The organism is Candidatus Methanomassiliicoccus intestinalis Issoire-Mx1, assembly GCF_000404225.1.
Lineage (GTDB): Archaea > Thermoplasmatota > Thermoplasmata > Methanomassiliicoccales > Methanomassiliicoccaceae > Methanomassiliicoccus_A > Methanomassiliicoccus_A intestinalis.
In genome coordinates, this window is the sequence record NC_021353.1 from 64,228 (window position 1) to 86,801 (window position 22,574).

The following is a 22,574-nucleotide window of genomic DNA, read 5'->3' on the forward strand; positions in this document are numbered from 1 at the left end:
CGCGTGATAGCTATATGATTAATTTTATATGGATGTCCGATCTTCCCCTCTTTTGATAACCACACCTGCTCTTTGCATGGACAAATCACTCTTCAGAGCCAGGAAAGAAAGAAAAGCCAAAAACAAAGAAAAAAACAATCAGAACCGTCCCGCATTCGTTCGAATGCATTGATTGCGAATCGATTTGCAATTCTTATTGCTGATTGAGTTTGCAGTTTTGGTTTTGAAAAAAATTGTTTTTTTGTTTTTGATTTTGGTTTCTCTTTTCTTTTTTGAGTTTTGAAGTTAGAAAGTGATTTTAATTTCAGTCTTTGAGAAGAGAAGGCAAAAATGGTGATTGAATGAAAACAGAAAAGAGACTGACAATGGCTCTGAGCGTCTTAGTTGCGCTTATGATGCTAGCTGTCCCTCTCGCATCTTCAAGCAACTTGTTCGTGGATGGGGGACAGACAAACTCTAACGGCGATGCGCCCTTGATAGGGGCTGATGCCGATATTTCAAGTACAGGTGACAATACAAATAGTCCTACAACAACCGAAGGATGGTCGGTTGATGATGTGTGGCTTATTTATGATCAAGCTACATTAAATAAAATTGGAACTTATGTAGATTTTGCTAAGTGGTGTGAGGCAGTCAATTGCAGTGAAACATGGCAAGCTGGAATGACTCCATGGATTGCTATTGCATTTACAACAGATGAGCAAGGAGATATTTCTATTCAAATCGGTGATACTAATACTATTTCATTCAATGGTATGAAGAAGGGAAATCACCTAGCTACTGGATATCTTGGAACTGCATTAGTTAATAACTCTGAAGATGCATTTGGGTTTGAGATAACCAAACAGATTTCTGATGCAGTGGTGAGTTTAAAACTTGGGGATGATGTTAAAGACAATTCAAAGACATTCTCTTACAACCCTGTTTCAGTTAATGTTGACTTTGTTTTAAATGAAATGAACGGAGCAACAATTCTGAATAAGACTGATGTTACATTACCAATCAATGATGCCAAGAGAGGAATCAACTGGTATAAGACAGACTATGGTGTAAGAGCATCTGTTCTGAGCGGATTCACTTCCGTTGAGTACTTAATATCATGTCTAGCTAAAACTAATGTCATTACAAATGATGGTTATCAGATTGATACATGGAAAGACGCTTCTGGAATAGTCTATCAAAATTCAGAACTTCCTGATAAAGATTCTAATGTCGCATCCAATAGAATACTTGATGATATGACCATTACGGCTAACTGGAGCTTGAAAACTGGCTATGCTCAGCTTGATGTAAACGTTGCCGGCGACATTACAACAGACAAGAAGTTTGTACAAGCATTTGTTCTTAATGATGATAATAAGATAGCATTTTCAGATGCATCAAAAACTAAAACAAACGCATTAATCACATCTCTTCCTGGAATCAGCCAGATGGGCTACAATGTAGTCAGTGGATCTAATGAACAGATTTACACAATGAAAGTTACATCTTCTAACGGCAATGAAGTAAAGAATGGAACTGTACTTTCTACCGATGATTCATTAACTGTTACATACACAATGAACACTACATTATATCAAAAAATAACCGTTTCATCTGAAATGTTTGATAGTGATGTAGTATTGTTTGCTCCTGCAACTGATGATTTCACATATTCTCAAGTGTTCAACGCACTTCAGAAATATAATGGAACCAAATCTGAACTGTTTGGAATAACAACATCTTCAACTTACGCTACAGATAAATCATATGTTACTTCTGACAACTATTACAGAATAACTGGATTTGATGGTGTAAAAGGAAATCTTGAGAGTAACAAGAACGCTTCAAACGCTGTTACATTAGATGTTTCTCTTAATGAGTATAAAGTAATGTTCATGGTGAACGGTAAATTCGAAGTTGTATCTGTTGCTTATGGAGAGAACCCTCTTGACAAGTGCACTCTGATCTCTGGAATGACTGTCGATCATTGGGTTACGTACGAGTCTGCTAATAATAAATACACATTTACCCCCGTAATATTTACGCAGGGATACATCGCTCAGCTGGAAAACCAGTCAAAGGCCGATAAGGATAAAATAACTCAGACGTTCATCGCTTGTTTCTATCCTGCTTCACAAACTGGTTATGCAGTATTCAATGCAAAGGGTGTATCTGACAGCGATAACTCAAATGCATACTTTGGAAGCAAAGATGTTACTGAGATCATTGTTACTGGAAAAGTAGGAGACTCTATATCAAAGGCTGACGCTCCATCATCATCTAAAGATCACTGGTTATTCTTTGGATGGAATACCACTGAAAACTGGGGTAGTGATGATGCTAAGAAAGACACGTTCGTTGCATATGCTGATAACAAAGTAGTTACATACAATGCAGTCTGGGACGATTACAAATATGCTGTGACTTTCTACAACGGCAGCAATGTTGCTGGTGTATTCTATTGCAATGAAAAAACAGGCATCTTAAAAATTGCTGATCTAAATGGTGCAATCGTAGGAATTGAATACGATGGTACATTATACTCAGCATCTGCACTTAAGGCAGAAAATGCGGCTGATGATACGATTGTATATGCCGATCCAAACGCTGCTAAAGCATACCTTGATGCATACAACAAAATCATATTCTCTGATAAAGATGGATACGCTCTCAAACAATGGAATGATGCTGATGGAAAAGCAATGATTACTGTAAAAGAGACCACGACTTCTCCATATTATGAGGTCTCAAAAGTAAACATTAAAGAAATCAAATCAGACATCAGCCTATATGGTCAATTCAATCCTAAAGATTACACAATCATTTACAGCGGTAACACTGCTACCATGACAAACGAAATGAAGCAGATTGTTAAAGTTGATGAAAGTGTAAATCTATTCAGTGACTCCGCATTCAGCAATGACGGATTCAAACTGAAAGAGTGGAACACAAGGCCTGATGGAAAAGGTACAACCTATGCTTTAGGAGCTTCATTCTCCCTTAATGGAGAACAGTATGAAGATCTGAAGAACGGCGAATTCTCGCTCTACGCTATCTGGGAGAAATCCAATGGCAATGCAACACCTGGTGACAACACTGATGGAGACAATGATAACAGCAACACAGACACATATCTGTTAGCTGGAATACTTGTTGTGATCATCATTCTGATCATCGTTGTTGCAGTTGTACTGAGAAAGAAGAACTGAAAGTAAAAAAACACTTAAGTAAAATCAATTAAAGTCAGAGTTTAATCTCTGACTTTTCAAATTTCTTTTTTTAAAATTATTTTTTGATTCAAAAGTACAAGTTTTATTTTTAAAATAAGTTTTTTCAGTAAAAGTTTCAAAAAAAGTAAACAAAAGAAATAGAAAAAAAGTAAGTAAAAGTTAATAAAAAGAATCAGTTAAGATTCTTATTTACTAACTTCGTTAGTTTTGTTTTTATCAGTTTAAGATTTAAAGATTTTACTTTCTTCTCATCAGTACAATTCCTACAATAGCAAGAATTGCAATTACAGCAAGCATTCCAGCGATGAGATATAATGCAGTGTTGTCACTGTCATTGTTTCCATCAGTGTTACCGCTTGGGTTGTCAGATGATCCGACTTTCTCCCAGATGGCGTAGAGTGTGAAGCCTTTGTCGTTGGCATTTATTTTATCGAGTTTCTCATATGCGCTGCCGTTGATTGAGAATGATTCTCCTACTTTGTATGAAGTTCCTTCTCCGTCAGCTCTTGTGTTCCAGGAAACTAACTTGTATCCATCATTGTTGAATGTAGCTTCACCGAGAAGTTTCAGAGATTCATCAACATATCCAGTCTGAGTCATTGGGTTTGGAGATGCTGCAATGTTGCTGTTGTATACAATTGTGTACTTTTGAGATTCAAATCCAGCATAGAAGCTCATGTCAGATGAGATCTTTTTGAATTTGACTTCATAAGAAGAAGACTTTACAGTTTTGTCATCGTTTCTTTCAACTTTGATATTGTCAAGCATTACATTGCCGTCAGTGTCTTTCCACTGAGTGACTTTGTATCCGTCTTTAGCAGGGTAGAGTATGTTGTTGAATGCTTTCAGAGCATCTCCTGTAAGCGTGATTCCATTTGTATGTTTGTATGCTACACCATTGTATGAGAATGCTACAAGTCCTGTCTCTATAGAGTCACTTGATGTCTGAGAGTCTCCGCCGTAGTAGAAGATACCATTCACATCGCTGCCGTTGTAGAATGTAATTGTGTATTTGTATGAGACTATATCAGCGTTGAAGGATGTAACACTGTCCTTAACACCAAATGCAGAGGGGTTTTCTCCTGTGCTTACGTATCCAGAGTATCCAATCAGAACATTCTTTGTCTCATAAACTGGTGAAACAGCAGGTAATGGAATTACAGTTGAGTTGGTACCGGCAACAGCTTTTCCAGGAATGATAATGCTCTTAACGTATTTGTTTCCATAGTTTCCAGCGATTCCATTGTTTGAAGCATTAAACACTGCATATGCTGTGCTGTCTGCTTTCTCAAAGCATGCGATGAATACAAACTGTGGTTTTTCTCCAGATACGGCTTTATCGTTTACTGCTTTAACATCTGAAGTAGAGTTGAAGTTAAACGTCTGGAATTTATAAGTGTCATTTTCATAGTCACTGTATTCCATATACACCCAGTGGTTCAATCCAGAAACATTAAGTGTGCATTTGTCAGCAGTAAGCTGTCCATATGGAACATAAACGATTTCATACTGACCGTTTACCATGAAGATAACGTTATATCCGTTTAACTCAGAGTTTAATGTTAAATCTGTTCCAGGAGCAGTCTTTGTATCATCTAAAGCAATACCGCTGTCCCAGCCTGTAACTTTGTATTTTCCATCAGAAGTTGTGTATTTATTATCATCAAGTTTAACATTGAGAGCTTTATTACTACCTGATACTTCTCCACCAAAGCTCTTCTTAAGTCCAAGGTTTGCTGCAGTTGCATTTTTATTATCCTCCCCGAGACCAATCAGAGCATTCCAGACTTGATTGTAGGTATAGGTGTTGCTGTTGTATGCATACATTACTGCTTTTGCATCGCCAAAGATTTCAGATGAAACAGTAATCTTTGTGTAAGAAGTCAATGCATATTCAATGTAAACAGTACTGTCAGCATTCATGCTTACAAGTCCAGTTGATTTTAAGTCTTTACCATCAGCATTGTTTTCTTTTACAGTGTATGAATAAACTGTTGGTAAGTCGTTATCAGTGTTTGCATTTTTAACATTGATTACATATCCTTTGTCCTTAATTGCTTCTGGAAGTAGGCTGATAATGTTACTTGAAGAAACATTTACGGTTTTTTCGTCAGCACTGTATAATGCTAATGAATATTTGTATGTAGTTCCATCGTATATAACATCAATCGGTGCCTGAACCCAGTTATCGATAATTTCCCAGTTAGCATTCAGAATCATGCTTTTTGTAATTTTATCACTACCAGATTCATACTGAACACCATTATCGTCAGTCCATGAACTAAATATGTATCCTGCTTTTGCTGGGTTAATTAGACTTAACAGACCAGTAATTGAAACTTCATTTTTCTCAAACGTAGCATAAACTATGTTTTTATTATCTGGATCGTATGAGAATGTTACATCAAGACCATCAGTAGATTTTGTAATATTTGCTTTAACGTCATCTAAGCTGATTCTTCCTTCGGAGTCAGGAACATTCAGGTTAAATGTAACAGTTATTTTCTCACCTGCATCTGCTCCAAATGCAAAGGAATATGATGAATTTGCACCGGCAACATTTACAAAATATTCTCCGTGATACTTAGCAATGGAACTATCATTGCCGACAGCAAGATTAAAACAGTCTTCATTAGTGTGAGATCCATTTACAAACGCAGCGAATACATGAGTTCCATTGGAATTTCCAACACTTGTGGTAATTGTAGAATAATCACCATCGTTTAACTTCGCTGTAAAGTCAACAGATCCTACTCCTTCAGGTGCAGTGTATGCAATAGCAATCCATGCATTCAAACTGCCATCCCATTTCTCTCTAAAGTTACTGTTTTGAATATCTTTGCCCACGTAGGTTCCGATCTTGTCTAAAGAAGCTTGATCGTATACAATCCACGAGTCAACGATTTCGATATCGTTTGGATCTGCATATGTTACTGTATCATGGAGTGGATTAGCTGCATTATTTATTTTTAATAAAATATCATAGTCTCCATGGAATTTATCAGAAGATAAACCAAGATCACCATTTAATCCAACGACAATTCCATGACTGGTTCCGCTGAAATTTAAACTCGAGCCTGAGATTGTAGCTTTTCCGTCAATTACAACATTCTTCAGAGAATTTTGTGATTTAATGTCATCTATTTTTTTAATATTGCTATTTGTAATTGTGAGTTCTAGAGAGTTAACAGTGTCAGTGGATTGGTACACAATGGCAAGCCATGGATCTGCTTTCCATTGAGCATCGCTTCTATTTTCTCCACCAAATGAACCCTCTATCGAGTTTGAGTTAGTAGTAGTTAACTTAAGATATTTGTCAATAAACATGTCATAACTGGCTTCACTGTCAATTATAAATGTGTTGATAATTTGATTATTAGCTGGAGTTGGCCAAGTATATTTAGAAACACTTAGGCTCGTCGAAGCGCTCAACATTGGCGCATCGCCGTTAGAGTTTGTCTGTCCCCCATCCACGAACAAGTTGCTTGAAGATGCGAGAGGGACAGCTAGCATCATAAGCGCAACTAAGACGCTCAGAGCCATTGTCAGTCTCTTTTCTGTTTTCATTCAATCACCATTTTTGCCTTCTCTTCTCAAAGACTGAAATTAAAATCACTTTCTAACTTCAAAACTCAAAAAAGAAAAGAGAAACCAAAATCAAAAACAAAAAAACAATTTTTTTTCAAAACCAAAACTGCAAACTCAATCAGCAATAAGAATAATCAAAATAATCAAAGAAAAGAAAGAATAAACAAAGAGAACAAAGAAAGAAGAAGAATGAAAGAATAAGAAAAGAAATGAGAATTGCAAATCATTTCAAACTTCACAAACTCAAATCTCAAACAATCAAAAACTCAAATCAATAAACAAAACAAACAGAACAAAACAGAAGAAAACAAAAGAGAAAATAGAAAAGAACAAAAGAAGGAATCAAACTTCAATCTAAATTCAATAATTCAACAAAACAATCCAAGTAAATCAAAATAAATAATCAAAATAAACTAAGTCCAGACATATCAAAAAATCAAATCAAAAATCAATCAATTAATACTTACACAAATCAATCAAACTCAATTCAATTTCACTTCATATTCTCAATGTAATTAGTATCAAATTCAAAATGAAATCAAACAAGTTCAAATAAAAATATCAAAATCAAATATCATCATAAACTAAATTTCAATCAGAAATCAAAATCAAAAATCATATCAAAATCAAACTTCAAATTCAAAATAAAATAAATCAAACAAGTTCAATCAATAAAACTCAAATCAAAAATCAAAGAATAATATCACCAAAAATTTCAATCAAATTTCAAAATCAAAAAAGAAGTAAAATCAAAATAATCAACTCAAAGTCATTTTAAACTCAACTTAACTTAATTCATTCTCACTTCATATGCGCAGGGGAATATGATTGAGATGATGGTTCCCCTGCGCGTTGTAGCCAATATTAAAAAAATTGATGGATGGCGGTATCCATCTTGTAGTCGAAATCACAGCTCAACTAATCACATTTTCCAATTACCATCTTCTAATGATTTTTTGATCTTATATCGACCGCTGAAAAGTTTTCGTTTACCATCTTCATATATTATCACATTACGTTCAGGATGCCCGGAAACATCATAGAGTATGCGAATTCTGCCATCTGCCAGTTTGACTTCTTTGGAATAGTTCTCATTTCTGAGTTTTTTACCGCCTTTGAAAATTGAATATTCCTGTTTTGCTTTTCGATCTAATCTCTGCAGTTCAATCAGGTCAAACAAATCATTTTTATTGAGGACTATGATCTCGTTATCCTTCTTTCCGATGATAGATTTGCCAGAGCGTGTTTCTTTCATTTTTATAGCTTTCATGAACTTCTCCTCCTAAAGCCAAAAATACTCCTTTTTGGTTTGAGTTCGTTCATTTTGGTGTGTTTAGAAAACTCATCTATAGCTCTGGTCTTAGAACCCTTTATTTTTAGTCTGGAAATATTGCTTTGCGACCAATTGTCATTTACTGACTTGATTGCAGCCTTTCCTTTGAGCGGTTTATTAGTTCCGTTTGTGAAAATTGCACGGTCTTTCCTCATCATATCCAGAGCTTCTTTTTCAGTTGGGTATCTCCATCTTTTTTTATTCTCATCGAAAATCTGAACAAATTGATAGTATCCGCTCGAGGGGTTTTTGCCTCTGGCCATTTGCTCTGCTACAGTACATGATTCTTCAAGGTTGAGATTGTTGATCTCTGTGGTTTTGTTAAAATTAGAAGAAGTCATTGATGTTTTTGTAATTCCGCTTCTGCTTTCATCATCTTTTCGGAGAAGATGAATTCCTTCATGAACAAAAGTGCTGTTATTCTTACCGTAATCTCTGTCAAGCTCAATTTTTCGTCCTATGATGTTTCCAGCAGAGTCTTCCAGTGGCCTGACAACAACTGTGACGTTTCCATTTTTAACAAGTTTCTGTCTTTCTTCCAGAGGATATGCCTCATCAATAATCCGTCTTATATCTCTTTCTTCTGACGGAAGGCAGATTATGTCAAGTTTTTCATGAATTTTCCTGGACTCCGGATCTTTAATGTATTTGAGATTTTTCTGTACTTTTCCGGGAGCGTCGATATACTCGATATCATACTTATTGGGAGAATCCCACCACACCGCAGCTTCTCTGGCTGTAAGTTTGATCGGTAAAACAACAGACGCTTCCCGGTCATAATCTTTTGATCTGTTTCTGATGTGTCCTTTTTCCACAACACTGTTGAATCTCTTGATCATTTCCTCAACTGGAACAAAACCGTCATTTCCTACGGGGATGTTGCATACATGACCGTTTGAAAGTTTTACCTTTTCAATTTTGTAGTTCTGCATATCCTTCCCCATTCTATTTTATGAAATGCGCTCATATTCATTAGCTGCTTATATTTCTCCAGTGAACTGAGATATATTGCATATTCTGAGAAATGTGTACTCATGTTTGATTTTGTAATTTTAGTCATATGAATCTCCGTTTATTGATTATTAGAATAAAGTTCGTAAAGCAGAGCTTCACGATAATTTTTAATTCCAAGTTCTACAGTTCTTATTTTGACTCCGAACCTGTTGGCTATTACGCTTTTTGGTACTTTTTCTAAGTAATATAACTGGTAAAACTGAGCATATCTGCTCAGTTCATCAGTTTCGGCATACCATGTCGCATGTGCTTTCAGCTCTTCTGCAGATGGAGCGCTTGGATCCTCGCTAGAAGGAAGCTCATCCGGAGCATCATCCGTCTCCAGATCTTCTTTGACAAGCATTTTATCCGGCCACTGCGGTACGTGAACCAGCTTAGAATGATAGAACCCAACTCCTCCAAGATCTTTTCCCAATGTCGGAAGATAACCAATTGATAATGATTTATATCGACTGTCTCCGCATTGAATTTTGTCGGTTATAATTCTTAAGCGGTTGTACCAAGCTTCCCCAAAATTATAGATGAGCCAATCCCGCTCGTCTTTTTCAGCGCCGGCAGATTTGAAAAATTGAATATAACCCTGTCTATATGTTTTTCTAAGCTCCGTGCGGCGCTGCCACGAAAAGATGCATATGATTACGCCGTATTTATTGCCGCTGACCTTCTCATACTGATGCCTCAACTGCTGAAACATCGTGGCTACATCAATATCTTCCCGGTTGAGCATATTAAGTGAATTCGCACAGCGTGCGGCGTCATCAATCATCATCAGCTGCACAGGTCTGCTGTTTATTCTGCTGAATGCAATTGAAGGGTCATTTGTCCAGATTAGATTGATGTTTTCTTCACCGTATCGAGTTAAAGCTTCTAGATAAAGATATTCAAGCATTTTTGTCTTACCAGTTGAAGGATATCCCTGAAGAGTTGCATGCACCCAGATGATGTCTTCTTTATCTTTGTCAGGGATCATAGGAAAAAGCCTGTCATTGACCTGCCGTGTGATATCCTTTGGTCTCGAGGCTTTTTCATTCATATCTTCATAGCCTCTCAAGTCATAGGAATAATGGAAGTTTTGGGATCCGCATTGATTATGCAGGCTGCTGATTGTTTCATCGACCGAGACAGCGCTCAAGGCGATTCCTCTAGAAAATCTTCAGGGTTTTCTTTTCTATAGCCGTATATTCCAAGAATAGACGCAGTAAGATCGTCATTTTCTATGAATTTATTAGTGAGCCTTTCCATGCCTTCCGTGTGGTCATAGTTACCCATGCACGTGTAGAGTTCTGCGATAACATCATCCCTGGCGCCTCTGGAAGAATATAGGTCTACGAGTCCGATCCATGCACCCTCCAGCAGCTTAACTTTTTCACTTTCTCCAGCAGGGATGCTGACAAGGTAGCAGGTATGATCGTTGTACTCAAATTCTTTCACAAAGGTTTCATCATTCAGGAACAGAATTGTAGAATCATCATCGTCTTTTACAAGTCCTCCTGCTTCTTCAAATTCTTTAATTCTCTGCTCATCCCAGGATATGTCTTCTTCAAGAGAAGAAGCAAGTTTTTCAAGAACCTGACCATCAAGAAGAATAGTCTTATGATCCTTACAGCTCTGCAGCCATACCTTAATATCTTCAGGAAGATAGTACTCATCTTGCACAGTTCATCACTATCCCGATTTCAGGGCGGTATTTTTCAAAGTCCATCATTAAGCTGAAAGTTTTAGCACGGAAGTATGAATATGCTGCGACATCACTGTCAGCTATTGCAGCCTCCTGCACTTTCTCGCCTTCATCAGAATAATCAGATGTGCAGTAAACAAAGCGCTCTGTTTTGCCGCTGTCATCTAAAATTTTTGTGATGTATGTCTGGCCGAGTTTATACGTTACAGAATTCTCATCTCTTATTATCTGCCCTCCGCAGTCATTGAATGACTTTAGCTTCCTGTCAGCGTCATCCTTCAGAAAAGTAAAATCTCCATAGATCCTGTTGAGTGACATATCGACTCTGTCATTGGCAGATTTTTTGCTTTCATTTGATTTTTGATGAAGTCCAGACGGAGCTTTAGCTCCTAATATCTGTCTTCCAAATAACCATCTCATTGTGTTACCTCCGTTATAGTTTTTTCTTCTTTCTTATTTAATCTTGAAATTCTGCTCGAAAGAGCCAAAACCAATGGGCTCTTCGCATAGTTGTCTTTTATAAACATTCCAATCAGAGATGTAGTGACAGTAGTAGCTTCTTTACGAAGCCAGTAAATCTCTTTCTCTAATTCTTCGATCCGGCTGTTGGCTTTATCCAAGGCTCCTGCATCTGCAATTAATTCTGCAAGAGATACCTGCGAACCATGAGCCGCCTTGATGTAGCTTATTCTCTGCTTAACGTACAAACCTCTGGGTTTTTCTCCGTTTTTCGGAAGCTTTCTGGATTCTTTCAGACACACTTCCTCTTCCTCTGTGCTGAGGTATTCAACGTACATTACCTGAATCCTGAATCTCGGAATAAACGGGTGGTGTGTACTCTCTACCCAGTTTGGAGCAAGATCGCTGTCGCACAACACATAATGATGCACTCCGAGAAAGATTCGTTTCAGAAGCTGTCTCCAAGACTGATCCTGCACACACATGTTTCCATTCTTATCATGATAAAATACCCAGGGATCTGCATCAGAGTGCCTTATATTAGGCTGCAGATAACGCAGCATTATGTATGAGGTACGTCCGACTATTACAAATCCTAGAATATATCCAAAAATGACTGGCAGATACCAAAACCACTCAAAAGGCTTCTGAATAATCATGACGGAAATGCATGCAGCCATCAGAGAAACTGTGAAAGGATCTACCGGATACAAAAATTTCACAGTTTTCTGAATTTTGGCACCGCACTGAGCAGATACAAACATCAGGATTATCCCAATAACCAAGATTTCAAATGTGCTCATCTGATCACCCCGGTTAGAGCTAAAAGTGCGCAGGCCATTGCAATAACGAGAAATTCAATTCTTTTTGTAATTATTGAAATGACAAAGAATGCTCCCGCAATCAGCAGCATTGCCGCGGCTGCAATTGAACTGCGTTCCATATTTGAAAAATCCCATCCGCCGGAGCCCTTGGAATCTTCATACTCATGCCACTGATCCACCGAGAACACTTTCAGGCTCACTTCGCTGACCGGCTTCCCGGACTTCATTATTTCTTTAACATCTACCCGGTAGCCGTCTGAAGCAGAGAGGAGACCGGCATTAGAAACAGATGATGAAACGATGCTGCCATCCAGATGATCAGCATTTCCCCAGATTGCAAAGAGCGCTGTCTGCCTCATGGTTGTGGTTGCAGATGCAGTAAAACTCTGATCATACAGCCATACATACGGTGAAAACACCACATCCTTATACAGGAGTGTTCCGCCGGCATCATATATGTCTCCTAAAATTAAAACATTCAGAGATTCTGGAGAAATACGATAATCCTCCTTGTTCAAAATATCTCCTGATGCCGCTGTATATTCTGCCAGCTGATGCATAGCCATTACAGTTACGACATACATCTCTGATTCTGAGAGATCTGCATTGGAAGGAACGAATGATGAGGGAGACAGCAAAATATTAGCAGCTCCAGCTCTTGTAAAAACATCCCATGCGGCAGCTGCAGAAACGTTTGATTTTTCCAGAGTGGTTTTTACAACATCAATCATCTTTTTGTATCCTTCAAGAAGTTCAATCATATCTACAGCGTAGTGAGTGGAACTGTCCTGAGTGATCATGACATCCAGAGAATTGTAAGTATTTCCAAATGCATAGTTAGTAGATGATATGTAATTAATTGATTTATCATCGTTGTATGCAGCAAGAGAATAGTTTTTTCCGGCCATTTCGATTACTGCTGAAGAAGTGACTTCGGCCGCTGTAGAACTGACAGCGGGTACAATTGAACCTGCATAAGACCGGCCCGCCGGAAGGGTATAGTACCCTGCTGCAAAGTCCTTTCCGTCCCTGCTTTTAAGAGTTGTAAGATCATTGTAGCCTTTCTGCAGAGTGTATGTAGCAGAAGTTCCGTCATCCAGCGTTGCTGTTATGCTGAATCCAGATCCAAAAATCCAAAGGTTCCTGTTGTCAAGCCAGACAGTATTTTTTCCGTTTTCTGCATTATATACTGCATTGCATATGTGAATGTCCATATAGTCATTATTGGTGAGTGCTGTTGTTCCATATCTGACGGCCAGCTTCATCGGGCCGTATGTGTCTGGATTCTGTTCCCACATCTTCAGTCTGTCTGCTAAAAGCTCATATGACGAGTCTGGTCCGTATTCTATGTTCTCAAAGAACTGTGCCAGATTTACCATCAGTCCTGAAAGGGCCATTACAACAGACCCCGTATCATCAGTATAATCTTCTGCAGGATCCCATAATTCTACAGCAGTGATCTCAGACTGCCTCATCCAATGGGCAAGGGTGAACTCCCAGATATCTGAAAAGCCATCGATGCTTCTTAGAATTGAACCCGTATCCCGGGTGAGTATTGTGTTGATGATATCTGCCTCATAAGCTCTGGCCTGGGCTTTCAGGGGCTCTGTGTCTGCTTTAATATCACTGCCGACATATTCATGCAGAATCCATCCGGCGGCTCCGCCGACTACAGCTGCTGCAATTACCTGCTTCAGTGTATATTTTGCAACTTCTTTTGTTAAGGCTACAGCCAATGGTATTGCCAGTGCCGGGATTCCCAGCACTGCTGCGGATTCTTTTTCTGGTCTTTCATTAGTTTCTATCATTTGGGGTACGGTCGCTACAGCAACTATGCTGAGAGCCAGCATGCAGGATAGGATCTTGTGGATTTTACCCATCAGATCGCCCCCGAGAATATGAGGATAAATATGTAGATCAGAATGGCGGCTAGCATCAAAATAAGACTCAGAATTCCTAAAAACGGAAATGCGATGCATCCTACAGATACAGCCAAAGCAATGCCTATAGCTGCCAAGGTAAATGTGTCATATTTTTCCGCATCATCTTGTATTTCCGCTGCTTTCACATCAAAGGTAATTTTTGAAGAGACTGTATGATCTCCTTTAACAGAAATTACTGTAATGGTGTGATTTCCGCTGTCATAATGGTGGGATTTAACTGTAGAATATCCAATTGATTCCAGTTCTGAATTGATGTCCCAGCATATCTGGTGCTGATATCCGTTCCAGTGGATGGAATTAATTGAGATAGTGACATCCTGCCCTTTCTTTTCCATGTTGAAGTGCGGAGCCCAGACTGCATACAGGATTGTGTCTGCAGCAACTGGATTGTTAAAATTCCATTCGCTGCCTCCTGACGGTGAAGTGTACCAGCCTTTAACTGCCATCCCATTGCGGACTGGTTCTAAAGGTCTGCTGACTGGATCACCGTCTTTTACGGTTACATTTTTAACTTCATTTCCATAATTAAATGTAACAACATGACTGCCGTCTGCATCTGGAACGTCTTCACTCTTCACCCAGTGGGCGTAGAAACTGTAGCCTTCCGGTTTATAGTCCAACTGCACTATCTGGCTGCATTCATACAATCCTCCTCCCCATCCTGAAAGCTTATAACCATCCCTTGAAAATACATCAGACGATGGAAAAGTCAATGAGAATGGAGATGTCAGGGTATAGGAGAGGGAGTCTCCTCCCTGCATGGAATAAAATGTTACTGCCATTGATTCTTCTCCAGTAACTGAAACATCAATACTCCACTGCCATTCTCTCACAAATGTTCCGTTCAGTGCAGTAAGCGTGAGCTTTGGGTTATATATGCCAGGGTTTACGCATGTACCGCTGAAACTTACACCCTTCAAGACTTCATTGATAACTGTAGGATCCCACTTAGAGTACTCGTATTCTGTTTCTACAGCAATCTTCAGCCATTCTGGACCAGAATATGATAGCGAAGATGAGATTTCTCCGGTCTTTAGATTTTTAAGTACAATTCTATCCAATATGTGCATTGGATGTTTTTCATTTGATATGTCTGGAACATACACATACTGACTATTTACAGAAATATCTGCTGGTGCATCCGGCAGATCTCCCCCGTCCGCAGAATCTGCCAGAGGGGATATGCATGAAGACAGGAGCACTACAAAAAGTAATGCAGAGGATGCATTCATAAAAACACCCCCGAGAATATCAGTATGCAGTAGATTATGAAGATAAACGCTGCAGACAAAACTGCCCAGTAGATGTTGCAGAAGTAAAATACTAAGATGAAACAAACCACTGCAATAATGCAGCCTGCAAGTACTGCAGCATAGTCAATGCTGGATTTTTCATCGTTTTCAATATCAATACTATATGTGACAGGGGCTGCAGAACCATAGGAGTTGACTGCTGTGGCAGTGACTGTATATGATCCGTTTCTTTCATAACAATGAGTGATGCTGTTCCCATAAGTTGTATACTCAGCATCATCTCCCATGTTCCAGATTATGTAAACGTAATCTTCCGCATCAAGGCTGAAAGTTATTGTTCTCCCGTCAGCGGTAGCAATTATGTCATTCACCGAAGGCACTGATATGAAGACTATGTCTTCGTACCATTTTGCGTACAGTGTGATATTGCCTCCGACCGCAGTTCCAAAAGTATAAGGCATGCTGAGTGCAGCATCCCTGTACCATCCTCCAAACACATATCCTGATTTAACTGGATCAACTGGTCTTGATGCAGACTCTCCTTCAGATATGTTCTGAGAAGCTACCGCGCTTCCGCCGTTGCTTTCAAAAGTTACAGTATAGTTCGCTCCGCCTACAGTTACAATGTTGAAGAATGGCGGTATTGATGACATATATGGAGCGTTTTTCGGTACATTTACTGTGATTAAGCCTAAACCATCGAAAGCATGAGATTCGATAGTCTTTACACCTTCTTGAAAGGTTATAGACTTAATACTGCTGCATTTGAAGAATGCGTATCCAGCGACTGTTTCGACAGTGTCGGGAATTGTATAATTTACAGCAGCTGAGGAAGCGTTAATCAGCGTCTTGCCGTCATCGCTTAATATTGTCCCGTCAGGAAGAGATTTATTTCCCAGGATGATGTTATTGCATCCTCCTGTGTCAGTATTGGCAGAAAGAATCAAACAGACTGCCAGAACACTTAGCAAGCAGATACCCACTTTTTTCATGGCACCTTCTTTAAAATCCTCCCCTGAAAAACAGTAAATCCACGATCATAAGAGCCGCACCTATTATCGAAAGAAACCAGTGCGGTTTATTCAGCAATCCAAGGATTACGAGGATTATTCCTAAAATTATAATGATCAGCCAGTTGGCTGAAGACTCTGTGCTTTCTGCAGATGCCTCATCATCTTCTAAATTAAATGTTACCTGGGATGCTTTTTCTCTTCCGACTTCATCTCTGACTAACACTCTGACATCCTGAGGTCCTGCAGTTCCTTCCGCGAAAGTATGATCAATTTCAGTCGTTCCTTCGTAAACCGTACCATCGCTCAGCGTCCATTTAATGTAGCTGTAGTTTGCAGCATTTACAGAAGCATGCAGACTTCTTCCGTCCACTGAAGTTACGATATCAGATATGGATGGGGCCGATTCAAAAATTACGCGGTTCCAATTACGGATTATAATCTCCTGTGAAGCTGTCTCTTCAGATCCGCCTGCGCTGCTTGCAGCAGTAAATGTTATTTTAGTGGAATCAAAAGCGTTGATTCTATTTACTTTAAGAACACCATCTTTCCATGTTATTTGTGAATTAAGACCTGATACTGAGATGGATGCGTCATCAGGAACAGCTGTAGGCCTATATTCCCAGGTGCTGTCTTCTTCTATCAGCCATACAACAAGCCCGGTTCCCTGATGATTATCAGGCATGGATGTGATTCCCACACGGCTGTAAGTACTGATTGTAGCAGAAGCGGTTTTAATCTGCGTAATTCCTCCTGCATTTGTAGATGCCGTTACAGTAACATCAACTGATCCTGCGATGTTTTTATCAGCAGATCTTGTGAGTGTGTATGATGTTTCGGATATCTTGTTTATGACGTATCCTGCAGAAACTGCGGCGTCATTGAGAGAAAGAACAGTTTCCCCTTCATTATCTGTATCTACATCAGAAATTGTAAACGCAGATGTATAAGGAGTTCCAGACCATGATGCCGTCTGCGGTGTGCCTTTCAAGGTAAGAATGTTGTAAACAGAATAATGAATCCATTGATCTGCAGTTCTTACAGGACCGCCGTCATTGGAAGTGGCTGTTATGCAGATCAGTTCTTTTCCTTCTTTTGCTACACCGGATATGATTCCTTCAGACAATTGGAATCCGATATTACTCAAATCGCCGGATGTTATGCTGTATGTAACGTCTATGTTTGCACTGAGAGCATATCGATACTGATCTCCTGCAAGAAGAGAGAACTCGTACGGATCGGACTGAGTCTCTCCGGCAGAAATCACGGGACCGCTGTTACCGTCATCTTCATTCATAAATGTTAATGAGGATACAGCGATCACAGCCAGGACTGCCAGTGCTAATATTTTCATTTGTTTTTCTTTTATTTTAATTCCTCCGTTTTTCTCTCTGAACTGAGAGAATCACCGGCCTTTTCTCAAGATCAAAATAATGATGCCCGAGTCGATGGGTCGGCTCATGGCGTTGAAGTATCGCTTCACAGTATCTAAATACTTTTTTCGAATCACTCAATATAAAAATCTGGACTTTCGATAGTTTTAAAAACCAATGAAATTAAACTGATAAATTTCTTAAGGTTTTTTTACAAATATTGAAGAATAATCAGTGTCTTCTCTTGTAATCCGGGGTAATACATTGTTTGATCTGGAGTCGCTAACTGAACATTATCTTGACATTTGGCAGTATCAACGAAATCTCAGCCCTAAAACTCTGAAGGCGTATAGAATCGATCTGCGTCAGTTCACAGATTTTATGAAAATGACAGACGGAGAGCTGAATAAGATAAATTTAAGCGATTATGTTACGCACCTCCATAAAAATTACAAACCCAGAACTGCAAAGCGCAAAGTGGCCTGCATCAAGTCTTTCTGTTCCTGTCTGGAGCAAGATGAGATTATTGAAAAAAATCCATTCTCCAAAATAAGAACTAAATTTCAGGAGCCGTTCTGTCTTCCAAAAACGATACCGCTTGATGAAATCCAGGAGATCTTTACCGCAGCGTATTCAGATCTTAAAAACTCCAAAAAAAGCAGTTTTGAACATGAAAAATGCATAAGAGACATAGCAGTCTTGGAACTGCTTTTTGCTACTGGAATGAGGGTGTCAGAACTTTGTTCTTTAAAGACCGAAGATGTCAATCTTTCAGATCATTATATCATCATAAACGGAAAAGGCTCTAAAGAACGGGTAGTTCACATAGGCAACAAATCTGTAATCACGGCATTGCGTATGTATAAATCTGCTTTCTGCGGCAAGATTCCTGAAAGCGGCTGTTTCTTTATAAACCGCCTTAACAACAGGCTTTCAGAGCAGTCGGTGAGAACAATGATTGTGAAGTACACTGAAAAAGCAGACATCAGCAGGCACATAACCCCGCATATGTTCAGGCATTCTTTTGCAACCCTCCTTTTAGAAGAAGACGTAGACATAAGATATATCCAGCAAGTCCTGGGTCACAGCTCTATAGTGACTACACAGATCTATACACATGTCACTTCTAAAAAGCAGAAGCACATCCTAACTGAAAAGCATCCCAGAAACAGGATTGTGATATGCGAAGATTGACAAACAGCCTTTTTTTAGAATTTTTAGCTGTTTTAGATATTGGCGCTTAGATAATCACGAATTTATACCAATATGCCATTAGTTAAATTATTGGAGATGTTCTCTTCAGTTGGATGCATAAATGAATAAACTCAAGATTGCCGCATTATCTCTGACAATTCTAGCCATTGTCATCATCATGTGTTCGCTGCCTGCTCATGACACAGCTTCAGAGCTGAAACTTGGAGATTCGGCAGCATCTTCCGGCATTGTAGTCGTTGACGGGTCTGATTATTACACATACAACATCAATGAAGATAATGAGGCAGTGCTGATCCAATACACTGGAGCCTCTTCCAAAGTAACGGTGCCATCAGCTATTGATCTTGATGAACGCCATAGAGTAACCGCAATAGGCAGCAGAGCTTTTGCAGACAATAAAACTGTAAAATCCATTGTTTTAGAGTCTTCCAGCATAACTCTTGGAGATTATGCATTTACCAACTGTCAGTCTCTGGAGTCGATTGTATTTAAAGGAACAGTGGACAGCATGGGGCAGAAAGTTTTCAACATGTGCACCAGCCTTAAGTCCATAAGCATATCGACCAATGGCGCAATAAGTATTGGAATGGGGGCATTTTCCAACTGCAAATCTCTGGAGACTGTAAAAATAATTGGACGCATAGATTCTATCGGAGTCGGGGCATTTTCAAACTGTTCTTCTCTTAAGAACTTGATGCTGCCAGAGAATGTCCGCGAGATAGGCGATGCTGCTTTTTCATATTGTTCATCCTTAAGGGAGTTTAATATCTTGGGGCTGGAGATTATTGGAAATTCTGCATTCAAAGACTGTAGCAATATGGAAAAATTCGTGATTGAAGGCAGTACAGAAATCAAATCCATCGGTGAAAACTCATTTTACGGGTGTTTTGCGGAAGCTGCCGATCCGTGTATAAGGATTCCTGCATCTACGCAGGAACAGCTCGTAAAAAGTTATCTGCTCAAAAGCCCGGCAAAAATCCATCTTGTAATACCAGATGGTGTGATGACAGTGGCAGAATCCGCCTTTGAAGGTGTCAGAAACTTAGAAAGCATTGAATTTTCAGACACCGTGATATCCATTATGGGCCATGCTTTTGAAGACACTTCTATCACAAGTGTAAAATTTCCAGATTCACTGACATACATCGGTGACTGCGCATTCAAGGGCACTGACATTCATTCAATAATATTCCCATCTAAATTAGAGATAATTGGAAATCAGGCTTTCGCCGATACAAAATTCTTGGAAAGCATACTGATTCCTCAGAGTGTTATCCAAATAGGTGATGCCGCATTTGCTGATGCGGGAAATCTCAGGGAAATATACTTCATGAGCGTAAAGTCGCTTCCGATGATGCCTAAGATCACTGAGTACAATGAACAAGCTGCTTTTTACAATTCTGGAATCAATGAAAATCAATCTGCAAAGAAGATGATATATCTGGAAGACGGCCTAAATGATGCGGCGGCTCTTGCAGACCAGATTCCAGAAGGTATTTTCAAAGTAGATTACGTCGACAATTACTGTGTGGCCTTTGATTCAAACGGCGGATCGGTAGATGCTGCATTTGTGTTTGTAGACTATGGCGACAAAGTGTCAGAGCCTCATACGCCTCAAAAAAGCGGATATGCGTTTAACGGATGGTACGATGGCACGCAGCTGTATGATTTCGGCAAGGTTGTTGACAAAGACCTCACTCTCACGGCTTCATGGGAAAAATGTTCTAACAGCAAGACATCTTCGGAATACAACATCTATTACATAGCAGCAATAATCGCAGTTATTGCGTTTGTATTACTAGCATTGTTGTTTTACAGAAAGAGCGCTCAAAAGCGCTAATTTTTAGCTAATTTTATCCACATATTTTCTCCATTTTTTGCGAAGAAACTTGCACATTTTTTGAAAAATTTCGAAGATCGAAAACAGGGCAAACTTGACTTAAAAAGACGGGCAGGGGGCTATGCGTATGCGCACGCGCGCGCACATTGTAAGCAACCTTTGCGAAAACGATCCCTGCAGGAAATTCATATTTAATGATTTTCCCGTTTAGATATTTAAATATATCTCAAATTCAACATTAAACTATTGATTTTATTGTATTTAATCAGCTAAAATATTATATCGTTTAATTACACCTAAAATTAAATATTGTTAATTTGATCGGGTATCTTTCATACATCATTAGATATTTTGTATGCTGGCTAACAATCTGAAAAATTACATTTAAATTGATTACATACATTTAAATAGTCGTTATACATCCTAAGATCACTTATTTTACAGCATACATAGTGTAACTGAGTACAGCATGCAGAAGTTATTCACCAAATGTTAGATGCCGGAATGAGCAGGCTCAAACCCCGGTAAGCTGTGCATTTGATAAGAACTTATGATTCGAATTTTGATTGAATCAAACATGCTCAGACTCTGGCCGGTCGTTAGAACGAAAATATAGCGATTAAGCTAGCAAACATCGGAGAGTATTATGATAAAGGATTGTAATGAAACGGAAATAAAAGAAGCAAACATCTTAATTAAAAACATTCCAGAAAAATTAAATTTTTGTGAAAACAGGCATTATCTATTTTGTCCTGTTTGCGTACATTCTCGTAATTTTGCAGACAGATCTCATTTGAGAGTTCATCTGGAAAATGTCCATCATATATATGGGCAGTTATTATCAGATTTTTTGGACAATGCAATTGAGAGCAGATCTCTGGACTTAGAGGAATTTGCAGCGGAATACAACAAGACTGATAAAAACTACGCAGCAGGCCTGCAGATGAATGATCTTCATAAGGAGAGTGTGCAATGAATGCTCTAGGTGCTAAAAGGCAGTATCAGAACTCCAATCATACACGGCATACGTTTCATCATAGAAGCTTCAGGAAATACAGGAACTTTTCACTGCGTGCTGACTCATATGTGCATCAGAAGTTCATCTCAATCGAATTTCCTGATAAAAGGCAGTATCACCTCAATGCAAGTTTAATAGCTTCAATCTGGGCCATGTCTCAGTCTAGAGATGTAGTTCCAGGAATGAGGGAGGAGATCTTCTGGTACAGTTACAACCACTGCTATGGAGACAATGCTTCACTGCTGAAGATTTTTGATGAATTGGATGGAGAATTCTTAATAAAAAATGCAAGACCTCTGAATACCTCAGACTTTATAGATACTGTTGATTTGGAGCACATTCATGAATGCAGAATATCCATAGTAAACATTAAGAAATACCCTCACCTGGAACGTATAATTCATCTGGAAACTATCGCAGCGTCTGGATTTCCAAGTTCTCAGGAATTTTATCTGGATGACGAATGTCCAGAATATTTGTCAGAGTATCCGCAGGAGTCGACAGAAATGGGCTGCAGTACGGAGGCATCATAATGGCCCCATATTACTCCAAAAGGACGTATGTGCTCAGGCATGAAACAATGCAGTATCTTGATGATCTTTATCAATGCGGCTATGGCAACAAATCAGAGATAGTAAACAGAGCAGTAGCTGTGTATTATGCGCTCCGCATGGGTACTGCAGATGATCTGGAAAAAAATCGATAATTATCAATGCACATCAACGGATACGCAGCATAACGGTTCTATCAATTAATAGCAGGTATGTTCTAAAGTCAGGTGATTTAGAAATACATATTGATCGGAGTTGTGATT

Annotated in this window: 17 protein-coding genes; 6 read left to right on the forward strand and 11 right to left on the reverse strand. The window is 39.0% G+C overall.

The annotated features are described in order from the left end of the window. Window positions 1-341: 341 nt before the first annotated feature. Window positions 342-3,191: a hypothetical protein gene (locus tag H729_RS00285; RefSeq protein ID WP_020448001.1), complete on the forward strand. Its 2,850-nt coding sequence runs from the start codon at window positions 342-344 to the stop codon at window positions 3,189-3,191. Between the two features lie 258 nt (window positions 3,192-3,449). Here the strand turns inward: H729_RS00285 and H729_RS00290 are convergent, their stop codons facing one another. The 11 genes from H729_RS00290 to H729_RS00345 all read right to left on the reverse strand — a co-directional run bounded on the left by H729_RS00290 (window position 3,450) and on the right by H729_RS00345 (window position 17,668). Then, a complete protein-coding gene (locus H729_RS00290; protein ID WP_020448002.1) occupies window positions 3,450-6,779 on the reverse strand; it encodes an InlB B-repeat-containing protein in 3,330 nt (1,109 codons plus the stop codon). Window positions 6,780-7,722: 943 nt separating this feature from the next. Next, on the reverse strand, window positions 7,723-8,070 hold the full coding sequence (locus H729_RS00300; RefSeq protein ID WP_020448003.1) for a hypothetical protein: 348 nt from the start codon (window positions 8,068-8,070) through the stop codon (window positions 7,723-7,725). Beyond that, on the reverse strand, window positions 8,067-9,065 hold the full coding sequence (locus tag H729_RS00305; RefSeq protein WP_020448004.1) for a hypothetical protein: 999 nt from the start codon (window positions 9,063-9,065) through the stop codon (window positions 8,067-8,069). The genes H729_RS00300 and H729_RS00305 overlap by 4 nt, the downstream gene beginning before the upstream one ends. Window positions 9,066-9,205: 140 nt before the next feature. Then, on the reverse strand, window positions 9,206-10,279 hold the full coding sequence (locus H729_RS00310; protein WP_020448005.1) for a hypothetical protein: 1,074 nt from the start codon (window positions 10,277-10,279) through the stop codon (window positions 9,206-9,208). Further along, a complete protein-coding gene (locus H729_RS00315) occupies window positions 10,276-10,803 on the reverse strand; it encodes a hypothetical protein (protein WP_020448006.1) in 528 nt (175 codons plus the stop codon). Before H729_RS00315 ends, H729_RS00310 begins: the two co-directional genes overlap by 4 nt. Beyond that, a complete protein-coding gene (locus H729_RS00320) occupies window positions 10,793-11,245 on the reverse strand; it encodes a hypothetical protein (protein ID WP_020448007.1) in 453 nt (150 codons plus the stop codon). Before H729_RS00320 ends, H729_RS00315 begins: the two co-directional genes overlap by 11 nt. Then, window positions 11,242-12,087 (reverse strand): hypothetical protein, encoded by an 846-nt coding sequence (locus tag H729_RS00325; RefSeq protein ID WP_020448008.1) that lies wholly within the window; start codon window positions 12,085-12,087, stop codon window positions 11,242-11,244. The genes H729_RS00320 and H729_RS00325 overlap by 4 nt, the downstream gene beginning before the upstream one ends. Next, complete coding sequence (locus H729_RS00330; RefSeq protein ID WP_020448009.1) at window positions 12,084-13,988, reverse strand: hypothetical protein; 1,905 nt, start codon at window positions 13,986-13,988, stop codon at window positions 12,084-12,086. The genes H729_RS00325 and H729_RS00330 overlap by 4 nt, the downstream gene beginning before the upstream one ends. After that, on the reverse strand, window positions 13,988-15,283 hold the full coding sequence (locus tag H729_RS00335; RefSeq protein WP_020448010.1) for an InlB B-repeat-containing protein: 1,296 nt from the start codon (window positions 15,281-15,283) through the stop codon (window positions 13,988-13,990). The genes H729_RS00330 and H729_RS00335 overlap by 1 nt, the downstream gene beginning before the upstream one ends. Beyond that, entirely contained in the window at window positions 15,280-16,296 is a 1,017-nt protein-coding gene (locus tag H729_RS00340) for an InlB B-repeat-containing protein (RefSeq protein ID WP_020448011.1), read from the reverse strand. Before H729_RS00340 ends, H729_RS00335 begins: the two co-directional genes overlap by 4 nt. A 10-nt stretch (window positions 16,297-16,306) precedes the next feature. Further along, window positions 16,307-17,668, reverse strand: a complete 1,362-nt coding sequence (locus H729_RS00345; protein WP_020448012.1) for a hypothetical protein — start codon at window positions 17,666-17,668, stop codon at window positions 16,307-16,309. Between the two features lie 253 nt (window positions 17,669-17,921). On the opposite strand from H729_RS00345, the gene H729_RS00350 reads away from it, so the two are divergent. The 5 genes from H729_RS00350 (at window position 17,922) to H729_RS09925 (ending at window position 22,466) form a co-directional block, all read left to right on the forward strand. Further along, window positions 17,922-18,881 carry a tyrosine-type recombinase/integrase gene (locus tag H729_RS00350; protein ID WP_020448013.1) on the forward strand — a complete coding sequence of 320 codons (960 nt, stop codon included), beginning with the start codon at window positions 17,922-17,924 and terminating at the stop codon, window positions 18,879-18,881. A gap of 121 nt (window positions 18,882-19,002) precedes the next feature. After that, window positions 19,003-20,742, forward strand: coding sequence for a leucine-rich repeat protein (locus tag H729_RS00355; RefSeq protein ID WP_020448014.1), 1,740 nt, complete (start codon window positions 19,003-19,005; stop codon window positions 20,740-20,742). A 646-nt stretch (window positions 20,743-21,388) separates the two neighbouring features. Further along, on the forward strand, window positions 21,389-21,718 hold the full coding sequence (locus tag H729_RS00360) for a hypothetical protein (RefSeq protein WP_020448015.1): 330 nt from the start codon (window positions 21,389-21,391) through the stop codon (window positions 21,716-21,718). Further along, window positions 21,715-22,293: a hypothetical protein gene (locus H729_RS00365; RefSeq protein WP_020448016.1), complete on the forward strand. Its 579-nt coding sequence runs from the start codon at window positions 21,715-21,717 to the stop codon at window positions 22,291-22,293. The genes H729_RS00360 and H729_RS00365 overlap by 4 nt, the downstream gene beginning before the upstream one ends. Then, window positions 22,293-22,466, forward strand: a complete 174-nt coding sequence (locus H729_RS09925) for a hypothetical protein (protein WP_172618638.1) — start codon at window positions 22,293-22,295, stop codon at window positions 22,464-22,466. Before H729_RS00365 ends, H729_RS09925 begins: the two co-directional genes overlap by 1 nt. The last annotated feature ends 108 nt before the right edge of the window (window positions 22,467-22,574 follow it).